We start from the raw sequence: 20031 nt of genomic DNA, 5'->3' as shown, positions 1-20031 counted from the left end.
GAAACACTGAACAACGAAAGTTGTTCGTGAGTCTCTCAAATTTTCGCAACACGATGATGGTTCGTAAGAAACATCTTCGGGTTGTGAGGTTAAGCGACTAAGCGTACACGGTGGATGCCCTGGCAGTCAGAGGCGATGAAGGACGTGCTAATCTGCGATAAGCGTCGGTAAGGTGATATGAACCGTTATAACCGGCGATTTCCGAATGGGGAAACCCAGTGTGATCCGTCACACTATCATTAACTGAATCCATAGGTTAATGAGGCGAACCGGGGGAACTGAAACATCTAAGTACCCCGAGGAAAAGAAATCAACCGAGATTCCCCCAGTAGCGGCGAGCGAACGGGGAGGAGCCCAGAGCCTGAATCAGTATGTGTGTTAGTGGAAGCGTCTGGAAAGGCGTGCGATACAGGGTGACAGCCCCGTACACAAAAATGCACATGCTGTGAGCTCGATGAGTAGGGCGGGACACGTGGTATCCTGTCTGAATATGGGGGGACCATCCTCCAAGGCTAAATACTCCTGACTGACCGATAGTGAACCAGTACCGTGAGGGAAAGGCGAAAAGAACCCCGGCGAGGGGAGTGAAAAAGAACCTGAAACCGTGTACGTACAAGCAGTGGGAGCCTCTTTAATGGGGTGACTGCGTACCTTTTGTATAATGGGTCAGCGACTTATATTCTGTAGCAAGGTTAACCGAATAGGGGAGCCGAAGGGAAACCGAGTCTTAACTGGGCGTTAAGTTGCAGGGTATAGACCCGAAACCCGGTGATCTAGCCATGGGCAGGTTGAAGGTTGGGTAACACTAACTGGAGGACCGAACCGACTAATGTTGAAAAATTAGCGGATGACTTGTGGCTGGGGGTGAAAGGCCAATCAAACCGGGAGATAGCTGGTTCTCCCCGAAAGCTATTTAGGTAGCGCCTCGTGAATTCATCTCCGGGGGTAGAGCACTGTTTCGGCAAGGGGGTCATCCCGACTTACCAACCCGATGCAAACTGCGAATACCGGAGAATGTTATCACGGGAGACACACGGCGGGTGCTAACGTCCGTCGTGAAGAGGGAAACAACCCAGACCGCCAGCTAAGGTCCCAAAGTCATGGTTAAGTGGGAAACGATGTGGGAAGGCCCAGACAGCCAGGATGTTGGCTTAGAAGCAGCCATCATTTAAAGAAAGCGTAATAGCTCACTGGTCGAGTCGGCCTGCGCGGAAGATGTAACGGGGCTAAACCATGCACCGAAGCTGCGGCAGCGACACTATGTGTTGTTGGGTAGGGGAGCGTTCTGTAAGCCGTTGAAGGTGTGCTGTGAGGCATGCTGGAGGTATCAGAAGTGCGAATGCTGACATAAGTAACGATAAAGCGGGTGAAAAGCCCGCTCGCCGGAAGACCAAGGGTTCCTGTCCAACGTTAATCGGGGCAGGGTGAGTCGACCCCTAAGGCGAGGCCGAAAGGCGTAGTCGATGGGAAACAGGTTAATATTCCTGTACTTGGTGTTACTGCGAAGGGGGGACGGAGAAGGCTATGTTGGCCGGGCGACGGTTGTCCCGGTTTAAGCGTGTAGGCTGATTTTCCAGGCAAATCCGGAGAATCAAGGCTGAGGCGTGATGACGAGGCACTACGGTGCTGAAGCAACAAATGCCCTGCTTCCAGGAAAAGCCTCTAAGCATCAGGTAACATCAAATCGTACCCCAAACCGACACAGGTGGTCAGGTAGAGAATACCAAGGCGCTTGAGAGAACTCGGGTGAAGGAACTAGGCAAAATGGTGCCGTAACTTCGGGAGAAGGCACGCTGATATGTAGGTGAAGCGACTTGCTCGTGGAGCTGAAATCAGTCGAAGATACCAGCTGGCTGCAACTGTTTATTAAAAACACAGCACTGTGCAAACACGAAAGTGGACGTATACGGTGTGACGCCTGCCCGGTGCCGGAAGGTTAATTGATGGGGTCAGCCGCAAGGCGAAGCTCTTGATCGAAGCCCCGGTAAACGGCGGCCGTAACTATAACGGTCCTAAGGTAGCGAAATTCCTTGTCGGGTAAGTTCCGACCTGCACGAATGGCGTAATGATGGCCAGGCTGTCTCCACCCGAGACTCAGTGAAATTGAACTCGCTGTGAAGATGCAGTGTACCCGCGGCAAGACGGAAAGACCCCGTGAACCTTTACTATAGCTTGACACTGAACATTGAGCCTTGATGTGTAGGATAGGTGGGAGGCTTTGAAGTGTGGACGCCAGTCTGCATGGAGCCGACCTTGAAATACCACCCTTTAATGTTTGATGTTCTAACGTGGACCCGTGATCCGGGTTGCGGACAGTGTCTGGTGGGTAGTTTGACTGGGGCGGTCTCCTCCTAAAGAGTAACGGAGGAGCACGAAGGTTGGCTAATCCTGGTCGGACATCAGGAGGTTAGTGCAATGGCATAAGCCAGCTTGACTGCGAGCGTGACGGCGCGAGCAGGTGCGAAAGCAGGTCATAGTGATCCGGTGGTTCTGAATGGAAGGGCCATCGCTCAACGGATAAAAGGTACTCCGGGGATAACAGGCTGATACCGCCCAAGAGTTCATATCGACGGCGGTGTTTGGCACCTCGATGTCGGCTCATCACATCCTGGGGCTGAAGTAGGTCCCAAGGGTATGGCTGTTCGCCATTTAAAGTGGTACGCGAGCTGGGTTTAGAACGTCGTGAGACAGTTCGGTCCCTATCTGCCGTGGGCGCTGGAGAACTGAGGGGGGCTGCTCCTAGTACGAGAGGACCGGAGTGGACGCATCACTGGTGTTCGGGTTGTCATGCCAATGGCACTGCCCGGTAGCTAAATGCGGAAGAGATAAGTGCTGAAAGCATCTAAGCACGAAACTTGCCCCGAGATGAGTTCTCCCTGAGACTTTAAGTCTCCTGAAGGAACGTTGAAGACGACGACGTTGATAGGCCGGGTGTGTAAGCGCAGCGATGCGTTGAGCTAACCGGTACTAATGAACCGTGAGGCTTAACCTTACAACGCCGAAGATGTTTTGGCGGATGAGAGAAGATTTTCAGCCTGATACAGATTAGATTAACCGGCGATAAGCGGGTTGATAACAGAATTTGCCTGGCGGAGATAGCGCGGTGGTCCCACCTGACCCCATGCCGAACTCAGAAGTGAAACGCCGTAGCGCCGATGGTAGTGTGGGGTCTCCCCATGCGAGAGTAGGGAACTGCCAGGCATCAAATTTAGCAGTAAGCCGGTCATAAAACTGGTGGTTGTAAAAGAATTCGGTGGAGCGGTAGTTCAGTCGGTTAGAATACCTGCCTGTCACGCAGGGGGTCGCGGGTTCGAGTCCCGTCCGTTCCGCCACCCTAATTAGGGGCGTAGTTCAATTGGTAGAGCACCGGTCTCCAAAACCGGGTGTTGGGAGTTCGAGTCTCTCCGCCCCTGCCAGAAATCATCCTTAGCGAAAGCTAAGGATTTTTTTTATCTGTAATAAATTCATCCAAAGTAAAACCTTCTTCCGGCATCCTTGCCAGCTATTTTAATTAATACACATCATCCAGAACGTTAATTTTCAATAGATCGCGAATCAACGCGTGTTTATCACTATTTTGCAGCCATATAGCATAGAGAGGACGTGAAAGCGTTGTGCTGTCGACAACAGTATGCAATCCGCCTTTTTTGCGAGCCCAACTTACTGGTAGCCAGGTACAACAATTAAGCATTGCAATCTGTTGCTGTGCCAGTTCGGCAGAACTGGTTGTCAGGATTGGAACTTCATCAGCACCGATTAAACCGGCCTCATGTTGTTGAAAATCTGGCCCCCATTCCAGTCGCAGATAGTTAAGATCTCCTTTTAATTTAGAAGGGGTGCTGGCATAAAGTGCCAAAGTAAAATGCCCCAGCAACTGGCTACTAAACTCGTCCATTTTGGGCGCTTCAGTGGTAATAAGAAGATCAAGCTGACGTTCATGCAGTTGTTTTACCAGTGACTGCCGTTGGGCGATCCGCGCTTCGAACTGCAACCCTGTGTGGGCATCCTGATTTTGATACAAACGTCCCAGCCACTGATTAAGCATACATTCCCACAACGAGGCGCTGGCACCGATGGAGAACTCATTATGTCGTGAGGTATGTGCCACTTCCTTACGGGCGGCCTGCCAGGTACTCATGAGCGTTTCTGCATAAGGCAGGAGCTTTTCTCCTGCAGCGGTCAGACGGATATTATTCCTGTGGCGGGTGAAAAGGTTCACACCCAGTTGATTTTCCAGTTGCCTGATCCGAAAACTCACAGCTGATTGGGTCAGATAGAGCGATTCAGCCGCTCGACCAAAGTGACGTGTTCGGCTAACTTCCAGGAAAGTTTTTAACAATTCCGTATCCACAGTGCTCTCCGCAAAATTATTTGTCGTTATGATTTAAATGTTTTGTTTTACACTCTGTCAAGCGTAACTAATACTCCGCGCCATAACTAGCTCGGTCAAAGAATTAGGAGCGTGCAGGATGGCGGAAAGCTTTACGACGACTAATCGATATTTCGACAATAAACATTATCCACGTGGGTTCTCTCGTCATGGTGATTTTACCATCAAAGAGGCACAACTGCTTGAACGTCATGGTTATGCCTTCAATGAGCTGGATCTCGGTAAACGCGAGCCGGTGACCGAAGAAGAGAAACTCTTCGTAGCAGTATGCCGTGGCGAACGTGAGCCAGTGACAGAAGCAGAACGCGTGTGGTCTAAATATATGACGCGTATCAAGCGTCCAAAACGTTTTCACACTCTTTCCGGCGGTAAACCGCAGGTCGAAGGTGCTGAAGACTACACCGATTCCGACGATTAATAAAAAAGGGCGAAATGCCCTTTTTTTATGCCAGTAGTTTTTGCAAATGGATTAACAAGCGGTCGATAGCTCGATAGCTAACCGCCTCCTGCAGATGCGGGCGTGTGATGGTCTCAGACTGATCAATATCCGCAATGGTTCTTGATACTTTCAGTAACCGCTGCCAGGCACGAATAGATAATCCCAGATGGATCAACGTTTCTTCCAGCCACTGTGCGTCTTCACTCTCAAGCTTGCAGAATTGTCGTATTTCTGGGCTATCCAGCCAGGCATTCAGTTTATTCTGCCGCTTAAATTGGCGCTCTCTGGCAGCTATTACGCGTTGTTTAACGGTGGCGCTGTTTTCCCCCAGAACTACCGCTTTACTCAGAATACCGGGCGGTGGGAGAGGGATCTCCAGTGAGAGATCAAAGCGGTCGAGAAAGGGACCTGAGAGTCGGTTGAGATAACGTAATGTTTGTTCTGGCGTACAGCGGTTATGGTTCCCCTGATAATGTCCGGTAGGGCTGGGATTCATCGCCGCGACAAGCTGGAAACGTGCCGGATAGGTTATTTTCGCTCGCGTGCGTGAAAGATGGATCTGGCCTGACTCTATGGGCTCCCGCAAGGCATCCAATGTACGCCGTTCAAATTCAGGTAGCTCATCAAGAAAAAGCACGCCGTTATGCGCCAGCGAAATTTCACCAGGCCCGGGAATTGCACCACCGCCAACCATCGCAGTTAACGACGCACTGTGATGTGGTGAACGGAACGGGCGTTGCCGCCACTGTTTTTGTACCGATTCGGCATTTACCAGACTTAATATCGCAGCACTCTCCAGTGCCTCTTCATTACTTAAATCTGGCAACAGACCATTAATACGGCTGGCGAGCATTGTTTTACCCGTTCCCGGCGGCCCAATCAGTAAAAGGTTGTGCCCGCCAGCGGCGGTAATTTCCAGCCCTCGCTTTCCTTGCTCCTGACCGACAACATCACTGAGATCATGTTGTAATACCCAGGATTCCGCATCTGTTGGTTTTGGGCGTTCGAGAGCATGTTTACCTTCCAGAAATGCACAGACCGCTTGTAGATGATCGGCTATCAGGCATCCTTCACCGTTAATTAGCCCTACTTCCGCTTCATTGTCTTTCGCGACGATAATCTTTCTGCCCGACTTAATAGCTTCAGTTGCACTGGAGATTGCGCCGGGAACGCCACGCAAAGCGCCTGTAAGCGCCAGTTCCCCAACTAATTCATATTCATCCAACTTATTGGCTGTAAGCTGTTCAGAGGCAGCCAGCAACGCAATGGCGATAGGTAAATCATATCTTCCACCTTCTTTCGGTAGATCGGCAGGCGCAAGATTTATGGTGATTTTTTTCGACGGATATTCATATCCGCTATTGATAATGGCGCTACGCACGCGATCGCGTGCTTCTTTTACCGTTGTTTCTGGTAAGCCCACCATCGTTAATCCGGGTAGACCTTTACTGATATGTACCTCAACAGTGATCGGCGGAGCGTTTACTCCCAGCGCGGCACGGGTATGAACAATTGACAGTGACATAAGTCCTCCTTAAGTCACCATTATGAACATAAGAGATCGCTGCTGTAGCCTGCTAAATTGTGTTATTTGGCGGTAGATTCCTGTTTATTTATGCAAAGTGATTTGAGTTGTATTAGCGATGGATTAACGCTCGCAAAAATGAGGCGTGCAAGAATTAGTCTTTAAGAAAGGGCAAGAATTATACGGAAATTGAATTTTTTTCATTCACTATTTTTTATATAAAAAACAATGGTTTTTATAGAAATTATTATATTTGTCATAAAAAGCGACCAAAAAATATCTTGTGCCATTCGCAAAATCTATGGTAACTCTTTAGGTATTCCTTCGAACAAGATGCAAGAAAAGACAAAATGACAGCCCTTCTACGAGTGATTAGCCTGGTCGTGATTAGCGTGGTGGTGATTATTATCCCACCGTGCGGGGCTGCACTTGGACGAGGAAAGGCTTAGAGATCAAGCCTTAACGAACTAAGACCCCCGCACCGAAAGGTCCGGGGGTTTTTTTTGACCTTAAAAACATAACCGAGAAGCAGACAATGAATAACAGCACAAAATTCTGTTTCTCAAGATTCAGGACGGGGAACTAACTATGAATGGCGCACAGTGGGTGGTACATGCGTTGCGGGCACAGGGGGTGAATACCGTTTTTGGTTATCCGGGTGGCGCAATTATGCCGGTTTATGATGCATTGTATGACGGCGGCGTGGAGCACTTGTTGTGCCGACATGAGCAAGGGGCGGCAATGGCAGCTATCGGCTATGCTCGTGCTACCGGCAAAACCGGTGTATGCATTGCCACGTCTGGCCCTGGTGCAACCAATCTGATCACCGGACTGGCGGATGCGCTGTTAGATTCTGTTCCGGTTGTTGCCATCACCGGTCAGGTGTCCGCACCGTTTATCGGCACCGACGCATTTCAGGAAGTGGATGTACTGGGATTGTCGTTAGCCTGTACCAAACACAGCTTCCTGGTGCAGTCGCTGGAAGAATTACCACGCATCATGGCGGAAGCGTTTGATGTCGCCAGCTCAGGTCGTCCCGGCCCGGTTCTGGTTGATATCCCAAAAGATATTCAGTTAGCCAGCGGCGATCTGGAACCGTGGTTCACCACCGTTGAAAACGAAGTGACTTTTCCACATGCAGAAGTTGAGCAAGCGCGACAGATGCTGACTAAAGCGCAAAAGCCGATGTTGTATGTCGGCGGCGGTGTCGGTATGGCGCAGGCTGTTCCTGCTCTGCGTGAGTTTCTCACGACCACAAAAATGCCTGTCACCTGTACGTTGAAAGGGCTGGGCGCAGTCGAGACGGATTATCCGTACTATCTGGGAATGTTGGGGATGCACGGCACCAAAGCGGCGAACTTCGCGGTACAGGAGTGTGATCTGCTGATCGCCGTGGGTGCACGTTTTGATGACCGGGTTACCGGCAAACTGAATACCTTCGCACCACATGCCTGCGTGATCCATATGGATATCGACCCAGCAGAAATGAACAAACTGCGTCAGGCGCATGTGGCATTACAGGGCGATTTGAATGCTTTGTTACCGGCATTACAGCAGTCGTTAAATATCAATGGCTGGCAGCAATATTGCGCACAACTGCGTGATGAACATGCCTGGCGCTACGATCACCCCGGAGAGGCTATCTACGCGCCGTTGTTGTTAAAACAACTGTCGGATCGTAAGGCTGCGGATTGTGTTGTGACCACGGATGTGGGACAGCATCAGATGTGGGCCGCGCAGCACATCGCCCATACTCGCCCGGAAAATTTCATCACATCCAGTGGGTTAGGCACCATGGGTTTCGGTTTACCAGCGGCGGTTGGCGCGCAAGTCGCGCGACCGAACGATACCGTTGTTTGTATCTCCGGTGACGGCTCTTTCATGATGAATGTGCAAGAGTTGGGTACCGTAAAACGCAAGCAATTACCGTTGAAAATCGTCTTACTCGATAACCAACGGTTAGGGATGGTTCGACAATGGCAGCAACTGTTTTTCCAGGAAAGATACAGCGAAACCACCCTTACCGATAACCCCGATTTCCTCATGTTAGCCAGAGCCTTCGGTATCCCTGGCCAACACATCACCCGTAAAGACCAGGTTGAAGCGGCACTCGACACCATGCTGAACAGTGATGGGCCATACCTGCTTCATGTCTCAATCGACGAACTTGAGAACGTCTGGCCACTGGTGCCGCCTGGTGCCAGTAATTCAGAAATGTTGGAGAAATTATCATGATGCAACATCAGGTTAATGTATCGGCTCGCTTCAATCCGGAAACCTTAGAACGTGTTTTACGCGTGGTGCGCCATCGTGGTTTCCATGTTTGCTCAATGAATATGGCCGCCGCCAGTGATGCACAAAATATAAATATCGAATTGACCGTTGCCAGCCCACGGTCGGTCGACTTACTGTTTAGTCAGTTAAATAAACTGGTGGACGTCGCACACGTTGCCATCTGCCAGAGCACAACAACATCACAACAAATCCGCGCCTGAGCGCAAAAGGAATATAAAAATGACCACGAAGAAAGCTGATTACATTTGGTTCAATGGGGAGATGGTTCGCTGGGAAGACGCGAAGGTGCATGTAATGTCGCACGCGCTGCACTATGGCACCTCGGTTTTTGAAGGTATCCGTTGCTACGACTCACATAAAGGACCGGTTGTATTCCGTCATCGTGAGCATATGCAGCGTCTGCATGACTCCGCAAAAATCTATCGCTTCCCGGTTTCACAGAGTATTGATGAGCTGATGGAAGCCTGCCGCGACGTAATCCGCAAAAATAATCTCACCAGTGCCTATATCCGTCCGCTGATTTTTGTCGGTGACGTTGGCATGGGCGTAAACCCGCCAGCGGGATACTCCACCGACGTGATTATCGCCGCTTTCCCGTGGGGAGCGTATCTGGGCGCAGAAGCGCTGGAGCAGGGGATTGATGCGATGGTTTCCTCCTGGAACCGCGCAGCACCAAACACCATCCCAACTGCGGCGAAAGCGGGTGGTAATTACCTCTCTTCCCTGCTGGTGGGTAGCGAAGCGCGCCGCCATGGCTATCAGGAAGGTATCGCGCTGGATGTGAATGGTTACATCTCTGAAGGTGCAGGCGAAAACCTGTTTGAAGTGAAAGATGGCGTGCTGTTCACCCCGCCGTTTACCTCATCCGCATTACCGGGCATTACCCGTGACGCCATCATCAAACTGGCGAAAGAGCTGGGAATTGAAGTGCGTGAGCAAGTTCTGTCGCGCGAATCACTCTATCTGGCAGATGAAGTCTTTATGTCCGGTACTGCGGCTGAAATCACGCCAGTGCGCAGTGTAGACGGTATTCAGGTAGGCGAAGGTCGTTGTGGCCCGGTTACCAAACGTATTCAGCAAGCCTTCTTTGGCCTCTTCACCGGCGAAACCGAAGATAAATGGGGCTGGTTGGATCAAGTTAATCAATAAATACAAAAATGGGATGGCACGCACCGTCCCATTTACGAGACAGACACTGGGAGTAAATAAAGTATGCCTAAGTACCGTTCCGCCACCACCACTCATGGCCGTAATATGGCGGGGGCTCGTGCGCTGTGGCGCGCCACCGGAATGACCGACGCCGATTTTGGCAAACCGATTATCGCGGTTGTGAACTCGTTCACCCAATTTGTACCGGGCCACGTCCATCTGCGCGATCTCGGTAAACTGGTCGCTGAACAAATTGAAGCGGCTGGCGGTGTTGCCAAAGAGTTCAACACCATTGCGGTGGATGATGGGATCGCCATGGGCCACGGGGGCATGCTTTATTCACTGCCATCTCGCGAACTGATCGCTGATTCCGTTGAGTATATGGTGAACGCCCACTGCGCCGACGCGATGGTCTGTATCTCCAACTGCGACAAAATCACCCCAGGGATGCTGATGGCCTCCCTACGCCTGAATATTCCGGTGATCTTTGTTTCCGGTGGTCCGATGGAGGCCGGAAAAACCAAACTGTCCGATCAGATCATCAAACTTGATCTGGTTGATGCGATGATCCAGGGGGCAGATCCGAAAGTCTCTGACTCCCAGAGCGATCAGGTTGAGCGTTCAGCCTGCCCAACTTGCGGCTCCTGCTCCGGGATGTTCACCGCCAACTCGATGAACTGCCTGACCGAAGCGCTGGGCTTGTCGCAGCCGGGTAACGGCTCACTGCTGGCAACCCACGCTGACCGTAAGCAATTGTTCCTTAACGCCGGTAAACGCATTGTCGAGCTGACCAAACGTTACTACGAGCAAAACGATGAAAGCGCCCTGCCGCGTAATATTGCCAGCAAAGCGGCATTTGAAAACGCCATGACGCTGGATATCGCGATGGGCGGTTCCACTAACACCGTTCTCCATCTGCTGGCAGCGGCGCAGGAAGCAGAAATCGATTTCACGATGAGTGATATCGATAAACTTTCACGCAAAGTCCCGCAGTTGTGCAAAGTTGCGCCGAGCACTCAGAAATACCATATGGAAGATGTTCACCGTGCTGGTGGCGTTATCGGTATCCTCGGGGAACTGGATCGCGCGGGATTACTGAATCGCAATGTGAAAAACGTGCTCGGTCTGACGTTGCCGCAAACGCTGGAACACTACGACGTCATGTTGACCCAGGATGATGCGGTAAAAAATATGTTTCGTGCAGGTCCGGCGGGTATCCGTACCACCCAGGCGTTCTCGCAGGATTGCCGTTGGGACTCCCTCGATGACGACCGTGCTAACGGTTGTATCCGCTCACTGGAACACGCCTACAGCCAGGACGGTGGTCTGGCTGTACTTTACGGTAACTTCGCGGAAAACGGCTGTATTGTTAAAACAGCGGGCGTCGATGACAGCATCCTGAAATTTACCGGTCCGGCGAAAGTGTATGAAAGTCAGGACGACGCGGTAGAAGCGATCCTCGGTGGCAAAGTTGTGGCAGGCGACGTAGTCGTGATCCGCTACGAAGGGCCGAAAGGCGGTCCGGGGATGCAAGAAATGCTCTACCCAACCAGCTTCCTGAAATCGATGGGCCTCGGTAAAGCCTGTGCACTGATCACCGACGGTCGCTTCTCTGGCGGCACCTCTGGCCTTTCCATCGGTCACGTCTCACCGGAAGCGGCAAGTGGCGGCAGCATTGGCCTGATTGAAGACGGTGACCTGATCGCCATCGACATTCCGAACCGCAGCATTCAGTTACAAGTAAGTGATGCAGAACTGGCGGCACGTCGTGAAGCGCAGGAAGCCCGTGGTGATAAAGCCTGGACGCCGAAAAACCGTGAACGTCAGGTCTCCTTTGCTCTGCGCGCTTACGCCAGCCTGGCGACCAGTGCCGACAAAGGTGCGGTACGCGATAAATCGAAACTGGGGGGTTAATAATGGCAGACTCACTACCCCTGTCTGGCGCACCGGAAGGCGCTGAGTATTTACGGGCGGTGCTACGCGCGCCGGTCTATGAAGCGGCGCAGGTCACGCCGCTGCAGAAAATGGAAAAACTCTCGTCGCGTCTTGATAACGTCATTCTGGTAAAGCGCGAAGACCGCCAGCCAGTGCACAGCTTTAAGCTGCGCGGCGCATACGCCATGATGGCGGGCCTGACGGAAGAACAGAAAGCGCACGGCGTGATCACTGCTTCTGCGGGTAACCACGCGCAGGGCGTTGCGTTCTCCTCCGCACGATTAGGCGTGAAGGCGCTAATCGTCATGCCAACCGCCACCGCTGATATCAAAGTTGATGCGGTACGCGGCTTCGGCGGCGAAGTGTTGCTTCACGGTGCGAACTTCGATGAAGCAAAAGCCAAAGCGATTGAACTGTCGCAGCAGCAGGGCTTCACCTGGGTTCCGCCATTTGATCATCCGATGGTGATTGCCGGACAGGGCACGCTGGCGCTGGAATTGCTCCAGCAGGACGCCCATCTTGATCGCGTATTTGTGCCGGTCGGCGGCGGCGGTCTGGCGGCGGGGGTGGCGGTGCTGATCAAACAACTGATGCCGCAAATCAAAGTGATAGCCGTGGAAGCGGAAGATTCAGCCTGCCTGAAAGCGGCGCTGGATGCAGGTCATCCTGTTGACCTGCCGCGCGTAGGTTTGTTTGCTGAGGGGGTCGCGGTCAAGCGCATTGGTGACGAAACGTTCCGTCTGTGTCAGGAGTATCTCGACGACATCATCACCGTTGATAGCGATGCCATCTGTGCGGCGATGAAAGACCTGTTCGAAGATGTGCGCGCGGTGGCGGAGCCGTCTGGCGCGTTGGCGCTGGCGGGAATGAAAAAATATATCGCCCAGCACAACATTCGTGGTGAGCGCCTGGCGCATGTGCTCTCGGGAGCTAACGTCAATTTCCACGGCCTGCGCTACGTCTCGGAACGTTGCGAACTGGGTGAACAGCGCGAAGCATTGCTGGCGGTGACCATTCCGGAAGAAAAAGGCAGTTTCCTTAAATTTTGCCAGCTACTCGGTGGGCGCTCGGTCACAGAGTTCAACTATCGCTTTGCAGATGCCAAAAATGCCTGCATTTTTGTCGGCGTGCGCTTAAGCCGCGGCCTTGAGGAGCGCAAAGAAATTTTGCAGATGCTCAACGAAGGCGGCTACAGCGTGGTTGATCTCTCCGATGACGAAATGGCGAAGCTACATGTGCGCTATATGGTCGGCGGGCGTCCATCGCATCCGTTGCAGGAACGCCTCTACAGCTTCGAATTCCCGGAATCACCGGGCGCGCTGCTGCGCTTTCTTAACACGCTGGGTACGCACTGGAATATCTCTTTGTTCCACTATCGCAGTCATGGCACCGACTACGGGCGCGTACTGGCGGCGTTCGAACTTGGCGACCATGAACCGGATTTCGAAACCCGGCTGAATGAGCTGGGCTACGATTGTCACGACGAAACCAATAACCCGGCGTTCAGGTTCTTTTTGGCGGGTTAGGGAAAAATGCCTGATGGCGCTTCGCTTATCAGGCCTACCCACGCGTCAACGTTATTTGTGGTTGGGTAAAATCTTCCAGAACGCCTCAATCAGCGGCTCATGTAGCCGCTTTTTTTGTGCGCAAACGCCCAGTTCAAACGGTGTTTTCTCATCGCTGCGATCAAGAATCATCACACGGTTGCGTACAGGTTCAGGACTATTATCCAACACAACTTCCGGTAACAATGCCACGCCACAGCCTAGCGCCACCATCGATACCATCGCTTCATGCCCGCCGACCGTGGCGTAAATCATCGGGTTGCTGATTTTATTGCGTCGGAACCACAGTTCAATGCGGCGGCGCACTGGTCCCTGATCGGCCATGATAAACGGCACCGTCGACCAGTCCGGCTTCTCTACAGATACCTGATTACGAACCGGGCAGGGCAGCGCAGGTGCGATCAGCACTACCGCCAGATTCTCTAGCATCGAAAATGCCACTGCACCGGGTAACGTCTCTGGCTTACCGGCAATCGCCAAATCCGCTTCGCCGGTGACAACTTTTTCCATCGCATCCGCCGCATCACCGGTGGTGAGCTTGATCTCCACCGACGGGTGTTCCGCGCGGAAGCGATCAAGAATCGGCGGAAGATGGCTGTAAGCAGCGGTCACCGAGCAGAAAATATGTAACTCGCCAGAGAGCGACGGCCCTTGCTGGTCGATGGTGTGGCGCAGTTGCTGATATTGCAACAGCGTTTGCTGGGCGAAAACACGCAGCTCTTCGCCCGCTTCGGTCAGCGTTACCGTCCGGTTATCGCGTATAAATAGCGGTTGGCCGAGATCTTCTTCCAGGCGCTGAATCTGCCGTGAAAGTGTCGATGGGCTGACGTGCATCGCCCGCGCGCTGCGCCCAAAATGACGGCTTTCCGCCAGATGTAGAAACATTTTCAGATCGCGTAAATCCACAGGCACAGCCCTCGATTTTGACGTTGCAGAAATTGCAATGTGACGTTGTGAATATATCAATTTCCGCAATAAGTTTCCTGACATATAGTGAATTTAATCTCGCAAACGCGAACCGAACAATAAGAAGCACAACATCATGAGGAATCACCATGGCTAACTACTTCAATACACTGAATCTGCGCCAGCAACTGGCGCAGTTGGGTAAATGTCGCTTTATGGGCCGCGAAGAATTCGCTGACGGCGCGAGCTACCTTCAGGGTAAAAAAGTGGTCATCGTCGGTTGTGGTGCACAGGGTCTGAACCAGGGTCTGAACATGCGTGATTCTGGTCTGGACATCTCTTATGCCCTGCGTAAAGAGGCGATCGCTGAGAAACGCGCTTCCTGGCGTAAAGCGACCGAAAACGGTTTTAAAGTCGGCACTTACGAAGAGCTGATCCCGCAGGCGGATTTGGTGGTTAACCTGACGCCGGATAAGCAGCACTCCGACGTAGTGCGTTCTGTTCAGCCGCTGATGAAAGACGGTGCGGCGCTGGGTTACTCCCACGGCTTCAACATCGTAGAAGTGGGTGAGCAGATCCGTAAAGACATCACTGTGGTGATGGTTGCACCGAAATGCCCGGGCACTGAAGTGCGTGAAGAGTACAAACGTGGGTTTGGCGTACCGACGCTGATTGCCGTTCACCCGGAAAACGATCCGAAAGGCGAAGGTATGGCGATTGCCAAAGCCTGGGCTGCGGCTACCGGTGGTCACCGTGCGGGCGTGCTGGAATCCTCCTTCGTTGCGGAAGTGAAATCTGACCTGATGGGCGAACAAACCATACTGTGCGGTATGTTGCAGGCTGGTTCTCTGCTGTGCTTCGACAAGCTGGTGGAAGAAGGCACCGACCCGGCATATGCAGAAAAACTGATTCAGTTCGGTTGGGAAACCATCACCGAAGCTCTGAAGCAGGGTGGCATCACCCTGATGATGGACAGGCTCTCTAACCCGGCAAAACTGCGTGCTTATGCGCTCTCTGAACAACTGAAAGAGATCATGGCACCGCTGTTCCAGAAACATATGGACGACATCATCTCCGGCGAATTCTCCTCCGGCATGATGGCTGACTGGGCCAATGATGATAAGAAACTGCTGACCTGGCGTGAAGAGACCGGCAAAACCGCGTTCGAAACCGCGCCGCAGTTTGAAGGCAAAATCGGTGAGCAGGAGTACTTCGATAAAGGCGTACTGATGATCGCGATGGTAAAAGCAGGCGTTGAACTGGCGTTCGAAACCATGGTTGATTCCGGCATCATTGAAGAGTCGGCTTACTACGAATCACTGCACGAACTGCCGCTGATTGCCAACACCATCGCCCGTAAGCGTCTGTACGAAATGAACGTCGTTATCTCTGATACCGCCGAGTATGGTAACTACTTGTTCTCTTACGCCTGCGTGCCGCTGCTGAAACCGTTTATGGCAGAGCTGCAACCGGGCGATCTGGGTAAAGCTATTCCGGAAGGTGCCGTTGATAACGCGCAACTGCGTGATGTGAATGAAGCCATTCGCAGCCATGCTATCGAGCAGGTAGGTAAGAAACTGCGTGGCTATATGACGGATATGAAACGTATTGCGGTTGCAGGCTAAGCGGCTACATACGGTGCCGGATGGCGGCGTAAACGCCTTATCCGGCCTACAAAAAGTGCACGTTCTGTAAGCCTGATAAGCGCAGCGCCATCAGGCAAAAACCCGGTGTTCAAATGCACCGGTTTTTTTTGTTAGTTACGGTACAGCACCTTAATGATGTGATAGCCGAACTGGGTGTGCAGCGGGCCGGTTGGCTCCAGTACCGGACAAGAGAAAACCACTTTATCGAATGCCGGAACCATCTGACCCTGGCGGAACTCACCTAAATCACCGCCGCGTTTGCCTGACGGGCAAATGGAGTGCTTCTTCGCCAGCTTGCCGAAATCAGCGCCGTTCTTAATCTGTTCCAGAAGTTCCAGAGCCAGTTTCTCTTCTTTTACAAGGATATGCAGTGCTGCTGCCGTTTTTGCCATGATCGTGCCTTGAGTGGTATGGATGAGGCTGGCTATACTACCACGCTGTTATTTTCCCCTCCCGACTTTCATTGAGCGATTTTTCTATGCGTCTAAACCCCGGCCAACAACAAGCTGTCGAATTCGTTACCGGCCCCTGCCTGGTGCTGGCGGGCGCGGGTTCCGGTAAAACTCGTGTTATCACCAATAAAATCGCCCATCTGATCCGCGGTTGCGGTTACCAGGCGCGACATATTGCAGCGGTGACCTTTACCAATAAGGCGGCACGCGAGATGAAAGAGCGTGTTGGGCAGACGCTGGGGCGCAAAGAGGCGCGTGGGTTGATGATCTCCACCTTCCATACATTAGGGCTGGATATCATCAAGCGCGAATATGCGGCGCTGGGAATGAAAGCGAACTTTTCGCTGTTTGACGATACCGATCAGATGGCGTTGCTCAAAGAGCTGACCGAGGGTCTGATTGAAGATGACAAAGTTCTCCTGCAACAGTTGATTTCGACCATCTCTAACTGGAAGAACGATCTGAAAACTCCGGCGCAGGCGGCGGCAGAGGCAAAGGGCGAGCGGGATCGTATTTTTGCCCATTGTTATGGACTGTATGATGCGCACCTGAAAGCGTGCAACGTTCTCGACTTCGATGACCTGATTTTGCTGCCAACGTTGTTGTTGCAACGCAATGAAGAAGTACGCGAACGCTGGCAGAACAAAATTCGCTACCTGCTGGTGGATGAGTATCAGGACACCAACACCAGCCAGTATGAACTGGTGAAACTGCTGGTGGGTAGCCGCGCGCGCTTTACCGTGGTGGGCGATGACGATCAGTCAATCTACTCATGGCGTGGTGCCCGTCCGCAAAATCTGGTGCTGTTGAGCCAGGATTTCCCGGCGTTGAAGGTGATTAAGCTGGAGCAGAACTACCGCTCTTCCGGACGTATTTTGAAAGCGGCCAACATCCTTATCGCTAATAACCCGCACGTCTTTGAAAAGCGCCTGTTCTCCGAACTGGGCTACGGCGCGGAGCTAAAAGTATTAAGCGCGAATAATGAAGAACATGAAGCCGAGCGCGTTACTGGCGAGCTGATTGCGCATCACTTCGTCAATAAAACACAGTACAAAGATTACGCCATTCTCTATCGCGGTAATCATCAGTCGCGAGTGTTTGAAAAATTCCTGATGCAAAACCGCATCCCGTACAAAATTTCCGGCGGTACTTCATTCTTCTCCCGCCCGGAAATCAAGGATTTGCTGGCTTATCTGCGTGTGCTGACTAACCCGGACGATGACAGTGCGTTCCTGCGTATCGTCAACACGCCGAAACGAGAGATTGGCCCGGCAACGCTGAAAAAGCTGGGCGAGTGGGCGATGACCCGCAATAAAAGTATGTTTACCGCCAGTTTTGATATGGGATTGAGTCAAACACTGAGTGGGCGTGGTTATGAAGCGTTGACTCGCTTTACTCATTGGCTGGCGGAAATCCAGCGTCTGGCGGAGCGGGAGCCGATTGCTGCGGTGCGCGATCTGATCCACGGCATGGATTATGAATCCTGGCTGTACGAAACATCGCCCAGCCCGAAAGCCGCCGAAATGCGCATGAAGAACGTCAACCAACTGTTTAGCTGGATGACGGAGATGCTGGAAGGCAGCGAACTGGATGAGCCGATGACGTTAACCCAGGTGGTGACGCGCTTTACTCTGCGCGACATGATGGAGCGAGGTGAAAGCGAGGAAGAACTGGATCAGGTGCAACTGATGACTCTCCACGCATCGAAAGGGCTGGAGTTTCCCTATGTTTTCATGGTCGGTATGGAAGAAGGATTTTTACCGCACCAGAGCAGCATCGATGAAGACAATATTGATGAGGAGCGGCGGCTGGCCTATGTAGGGATCACCCGCGCCCAGAAGGAATTGACCTTTACGCTGTGTAAAGAGCGTCGTCAGTACGGTGAACTGGTGCGCCCGGAGCCGAGTCGCTTCCTGTTAGAGTTACCGCAGGATGATCTGATTTGGGAGCAGGAGCGCAAAGTGGTCAGCGCGGAAGAACGGATGCAGAAAGGGCAAAGCCATCTGGCAAATCTGAAAGCGATGATGGCAGCAAAACGAGGGAAATAGTTAAGGGGCACGGAATTATCGCCGGACAGGATGCGTTAGCATCGCATCCGGCACATTACTCGTTAATATACTTCCAGCGGCCAATGAACATAACTCTGCCATTGGCTTTCTTGCTCGATAATCTCTTTACCCAGCGGATGTTGGGCTAACCACCCTTGCGGCAGCGTCAAGGTCAACTGTTCATGGCTGGCCTGTAATTGAATCTTCGGCACTAAATCGTCACGGCGACGGCTGGCAAAAATGATGGCCAGGCGCAGTAAACGACAGAGTTGTTCCGCAACGCGCGGAGGGACGGCATTTTGTTGATGCAGCGATGAGAGATCGACCGGATTAGTTTGGTTGAGCAACAGCGTCGCCAGCAGTTTTTTCTGCGCGGGAGTAAAACCGGGAAGATCCAGGTTTCGCACCAGATAAGCAGCATGTTGCGGCGCTTGTTTGAAATCAACGCTCAGGCCAATTTCATGAAGTTGACAGGCACTGATTAGCAAATCGCGGCTAATTGCTTCAAGATGCCATGCATTTTCCACCTGATCGAAGAAGCTAGCCGCAACGCTGGCTACGCGCTGTGCCTGATCAATATCGATCATAAAGCGGCGCTGAATATTACGCAGCGTACGGCTGCGAATATCCTGCTCGACGGCCAGATGCAACATGCCGTAAACCAGGCCTTCACGCAGTGCGCCGCCAGCCAGCGTCATACACTGAATATTCAGTTCGGTAAAAATGGCTATCAGGATCGCCAGACCACTCGGGAATACTAACGCGCGTTCCAGCGTCAGCCCGTCGATCTCCAGCTCCTCCAGCCGACCGCAATGAATGGCGCGCTGTTTCAGTTGTTGCAACTTTTCCAGGGTAATGCGTTCATCCATTCCCTGCGCCATCATGATTTCTTGCAAGGCCTGCACGGTTCCGGAAGCGCCAACGCACACTTTCCAGCCGTGATAACGCAATTCATCGGCAACCGGACGTAACACTTCGCGTGCCGCTTTTTCTGCGGCATCAAAATTTTCCTGCCCCAGATTACGATCGGCAAAATAGCGTTCCAGCCAGGTGACGCAGCCCATCGACAGACTGAACAGAGAGGTGGTTTGTGCACCCGTGCCGGTTACCAGTTCAGTACTGGCTCCCCCGATATCCACCACCAGGCGCTGATCGGCTCCACCGGTAGTGTGAGCAACGCCCTGATAAATCAGACGAGCTTCCTCTTCACCGCTGATCACCTGCACCGGACAACCAAGAATTTCCTGCGCTTTGGCAATAAAATCACCAGCGTTGACAGCAAGACGTAACGTCGCCGTAGCAACAACGCGAATTTGCGAAGGAGGGATATCTTGCAGACGTTCAGCAAACAGGCGCAGGCATTGCCAGCCGCGCTCCATTGCTTCATTAGACAGGGCATTTTCGCTGTTCAGACCAGCAGCCAGACGTACTTTGCGTTTAATTCGCGTCAGCGTCTGGATACTACCAGCCACCTCGCGCACAACCAGCATATGAAAACTATTCGAACCGAGATCAATGGCTGCATAAAGCGACGAGGTGGAACTCATACTCTTCATCCTTCAATCTGTCTCTGCGTTGGCTGTGTTCTTTCACCCGAATCACTTACTACAGTAAGCTCATCGGGATTCATTCTCTTGCCATCTTGATGCAGTTTGAATGATTTTGAGTATGACATTATTTA

At 52.3% G+C, this 20031-nt stretch carries 15 protein-coding genes, 2 tRNA genes and 2 rRNA genes; 14 read left to right on the top strand and 5 right to left on the bottom strand.

All coding sequences use genetic code 11. From position 1 onward, the window contains the following. Positions 1-87: 87 nt before the first annotated feature. The 4 genes from A1SC_RS06200 to A1SC_RS06215 all read left to right on the top strand — a co-directional run bounded on the left by A1SC_RS06200 (position 88) and on the right by A1SC_RS06215 (position 3416). Positions 88-2992 (top strand): 23S ribosomal RNA (locus A1SC_RS06200). A gap of 93 nt (positions 2993-3085) precedes the next feature. Further along, positions 3086-3201 (top strand): 5S ribosomal RNA (rrf, locus tag A1SC_RS06205). A 54-nt stretch (positions 3202-3255) separates the two neighbouring features. Further along, positions 3256-3332 (top strand) — tRNA-Asp (locus A1SC_RS06210). Positions 3333-3340: 8 nt separating this feature from the next. Next, positions 3341-3416, top strand: a tRNA-Trp gene (locus A1SC_RS06215). A gap of 95 nt (positions 3417-3511) precedes the next feature. Here A1SC_RS06215 and hdfR read toward each other — a convergent pair. Beyond that, complete coding sequence (gene hdfR / locus A1SC_RS06220) at positions 3512-4351, bottom strand: HTH-type transcriptional regulator HdfR (protein WP_000379233.1); 840 nt, start codon at positions 4349-4351, stop codon at positions 3512-3514. Positions 4352-4469: 118 nt separating this feature from the next. Between hdfR and maoP the strand changes: the two genes are divergently transcribed. After that, entirely contained in the window at positions 4470-4808 is a 339-nt protein-coding gene (gene maoP / locus A1SC_RS06225; RefSeq protein ID WP_000841001.1) for a macrodomain Ori organization protein MaoP, read from the top strand. 25 nt (positions 4809-4833) lie between these two features. On the opposite strand, the gene A1SC_RS06230 is transcribed toward maoP, so the two are convergent. Then, entirely contained in the window at positions 4834-6354 is a 1521-nt protein-coding gene (locus tag A1SC_RS06230) for a YifB family Mg chelatase-like AAA ATPase (protein ID WP_000059010.1), read from the bottom strand. 350 nt (positions 6355-6704) lie between these two features. Between A1SC_RS06230 and ilvL the strand changes: the two genes are divergently transcribed. From ilvL to ilvA, 7 genes are all read left to right on the top strand, one after another. Continuing rightward, a complete protein-coding gene (gene ilvL / locus A1SC_RS0122270) occupies positions 6705-6803 on the top strand; it encodes an ilv operon leader peptide (RefSeq protein ID WP_001311244.1) in 99 nt (32 codons plus the stop codon). An 86-nt stretch (positions 6804-6889) separates the two neighbouring features. Next, on the top strand, positions 6890-6940 hold the full coding sequence (gene ilvX / locus A1SC_RS25230; RefSeq protein WP_001387183.1) for a peptide IlvX: 51 nt from the start codon (positions 6890-6892) through the stop codon (positions 6938-6940). 2 nt (positions 6941-6942) lie between these two features. Continuing rightward, positions 6943-8589, top strand: coding sequence for an acetolactate synthase 2 catalytic subunit (ilvG, locus tag A1SC_RS06235; RefSeq protein WP_001012639.1), 1647 nt, complete (start codon positions 6943-6945; stop codon positions 8587-8589). After that, the gene (ilvM, locus tag A1SC_RS06240; protein WP_000983255.1) at positions 8586-8849 is read left to right on the top strand and encodes an acetolactate synthase 2 small subunit; all 264 of its coding nucleotides are present in this window, start codon (positions 8586-8588) and stop codon (positions 8847-8849) included. The genes ilvG and ilvM overlap by 4 nt, the downstream gene beginning before the upstream one ends. Positions 8850-8868: 19 nt before the next feature. Continuing rightward, entirely contained in the window at positions 8869-9798 is a 930-nt protein-coding gene (ilvE, locus tag A1SC_RS06245) for a branched-chain-amino-acid transaminase (RefSeq protein WP_000208520.1), read from the top strand. A gap of 63 nt (positions 9799-9861) precedes the next feature. Then, positions 9862-11712: a dihydroxy-acid dehydratase gene (gene ilvD / locus A1SC_RS06250; protein ID WP_001127407.1), complete on the top strand. Its 1851-nt coding sequence runs from the start codon at positions 9862-9864 to the stop codon at positions 11710-11712. Positions 11713-11714: 2 nt separating this feature from the next. Beyond that, positions 11715-13259 carry a threonine ammonia-lyase, biosynthetic gene (ilvA, locus tag A1SC_RS06255; RefSeq protein ID WP_000785507.1) on the top strand — a complete coding sequence of 515 codons (1545 nt, stop codon included), beginning with the start codon at positions 11715-11717 and terminating at the stop codon, positions 13257-13259. A 51-nt stretch (positions 13260-13310) separates the two neighbouring features. Here ilvA and ilvY read toward each other — a convergent pair whose 3' ends face one another. Further along, on the bottom strand, positions 13311-14204 hold the full coding sequence (ilvY, locus tag A1SC_RS06260; RefSeq protein ID WP_000365754.1) for an HTH-type transcriptional activator IlvY: 894 nt from the start codon (positions 14202-14204) through the stop codon (positions 13311-13313). A gap of 149 nt (positions 14205-14353) precedes the next feature. Between ilvY and ilvC the strand changes: the two genes are divergently transcribed. Continuing rightward, positions 14354-15829: a ketol-acid reductoisomerase gene (gene ilvC / locus A1SC_RS06265; protein ID WP_001517409.1), complete on the top strand. Its 1476-nt coding sequence runs from the start codon at positions 14354-14356 to the stop codon at positions 15827-15829. A gap of 131 nt (positions 15830-15960) precedes the next feature. On the opposite strand, the gene ppiC is transcribed toward ilvC, so the two are convergent. Continuing rightward, the gene (ppiC, locus tag A1SC_RS06270; RefSeq protein WP_001140258.1) at positions 15961-16242 is read right to left on the bottom strand and encodes a peptidylprolyl isomerase PpiC; all 282 of its coding nucleotides are present in this window, start codon (positions 16240-16242) and stop codon (positions 15961-15963) included. Positions 16243-16328: 86 nt separating this feature from the next. Here ppiC and rep point away from each other — a divergent pair, with 86 nt between their 5' ends. Beyond that, positions 16329-18350, top strand: coding sequence for a DNA helicase Rep (rep, locus tag A1SC_RS06275; protein ID WP_001238901.1), 2022 nt, complete (start codon positions 16329-16331; stop codon positions 18348-18350). Between the two features lie 62 nt (positions 18351-18412). Here rep and gppA read toward each other — a convergent pair whose 3' ends face one another. Then, entirely contained in the window at positions 18413-19897 is a 1485-nt protein-coding gene (gene gppA / locus A1SC_RS06280; RefSeq protein ID WP_016262702.1) for a guanosine-5'-triphosphate,3'-diphosphate diphosphatase, read from the bottom strand. Positions 19898-20031 lie beyond the last annotated feature (134 nt).

The sequence above is a fragment of the Escherichia sp. KTE52 genome (genome assembly GCF_000408325.1).
GTDB lineage: Bacteria > Pseudomonadota > Gammaproteobacteria > Enterobacterales > Enterobacteriaceae > Escherichia > Escherichia marmotae.
Note: the sequence above shows the minus strand (reverse complement) of the source record. Positions and strands in the feature narration are given on the sequence as shown.

What these genes read in the sequence shown, in the direction of transcription:
- ilvG (WP_001012639.1), top strand. Translation starts at nt 6,943, where the DNA reads ATGAATGGCGCACAGTGGGTGGTACATGCGTTGCGGGCACAGGGGGTG.
- ilvC (WP_001517409.1), top strand. Translation starts at nt 14,354, where the DNA reads ATGGCTAACTACTTCAATACACTGAATCTGCGCCAGCAACTGGCGCAG.
- ilvL (WP_001311244.1), top strand. Translation starts at nt 6,705, where the DNA reads ATGACAGCCCTTCTACGAGTGATTAGCCTGGTCGTGATTAGCGTGGTG.
- A1SC_RS06230 (WP_000059010.1), bottom strand. Translation starts at nt 6,354, where the DNA reads ATGTCACTGTCAATTGTTCATACCCGTGCCGCGCTGGGAGTAAACGCT.
- gppA (WP_016262702.1), bottom strand. Translation starts at nt 19,897, where the DNA reads ATGAGTTCCACCTCGTCGCTTTATGCAGCCATTGATCTCGGTTCGAAT.
- ilvD (WP_001127407.1), top strand. Translation starts at nt 9,862, where the DNA reads ATGCCTAAGTACCGTTCCGCCACCACCACTCATGGCCGTAATATGGCG.
- ilvA (WP_000785507.1), top strand. Translation starts at nt 11,715, where the DNA reads ATGGCAGACTCACTACCCCTGTCTGGCGCACCGGAAGGCGCTGAGTAT.
- rep (WP_001238901.1), top strand. Translation starts at nt 16,329, where the DNA reads ATGCGTCTAAACCCCGGCCAACAACAAGCTGTCGAATTCGTTACCGGC.
- ppiC (WP_001140258.1), bottom strand. Translation starts at nt 16,242, where the DNA reads ATGGCAAAAACGGCAGCAGCACTGCATATCCTTGTAAAAGAAGAGAAA.
- ilvE (WP_000208520.1), top strand. Translation starts at nt 8,869, where the DNA reads ATGACCACGAAGAAAGCTGATTACATTTGGTTCAATGGGGAGATGGTT.
- maoP (WP_000841001.1), top strand. Translation starts at nt 4,470, where the DNA reads ATGGCGGAAAGCTTTACGACGACTAATCGATATTTCGACAATAAACAT.
- ilvM (WP_000983255.1), top strand. Translation starts at nt 8,586, where the DNA reads ATGATGCAACATCAGGTTAATGTATCGGCTCGCTTCAATCCGGAAACC.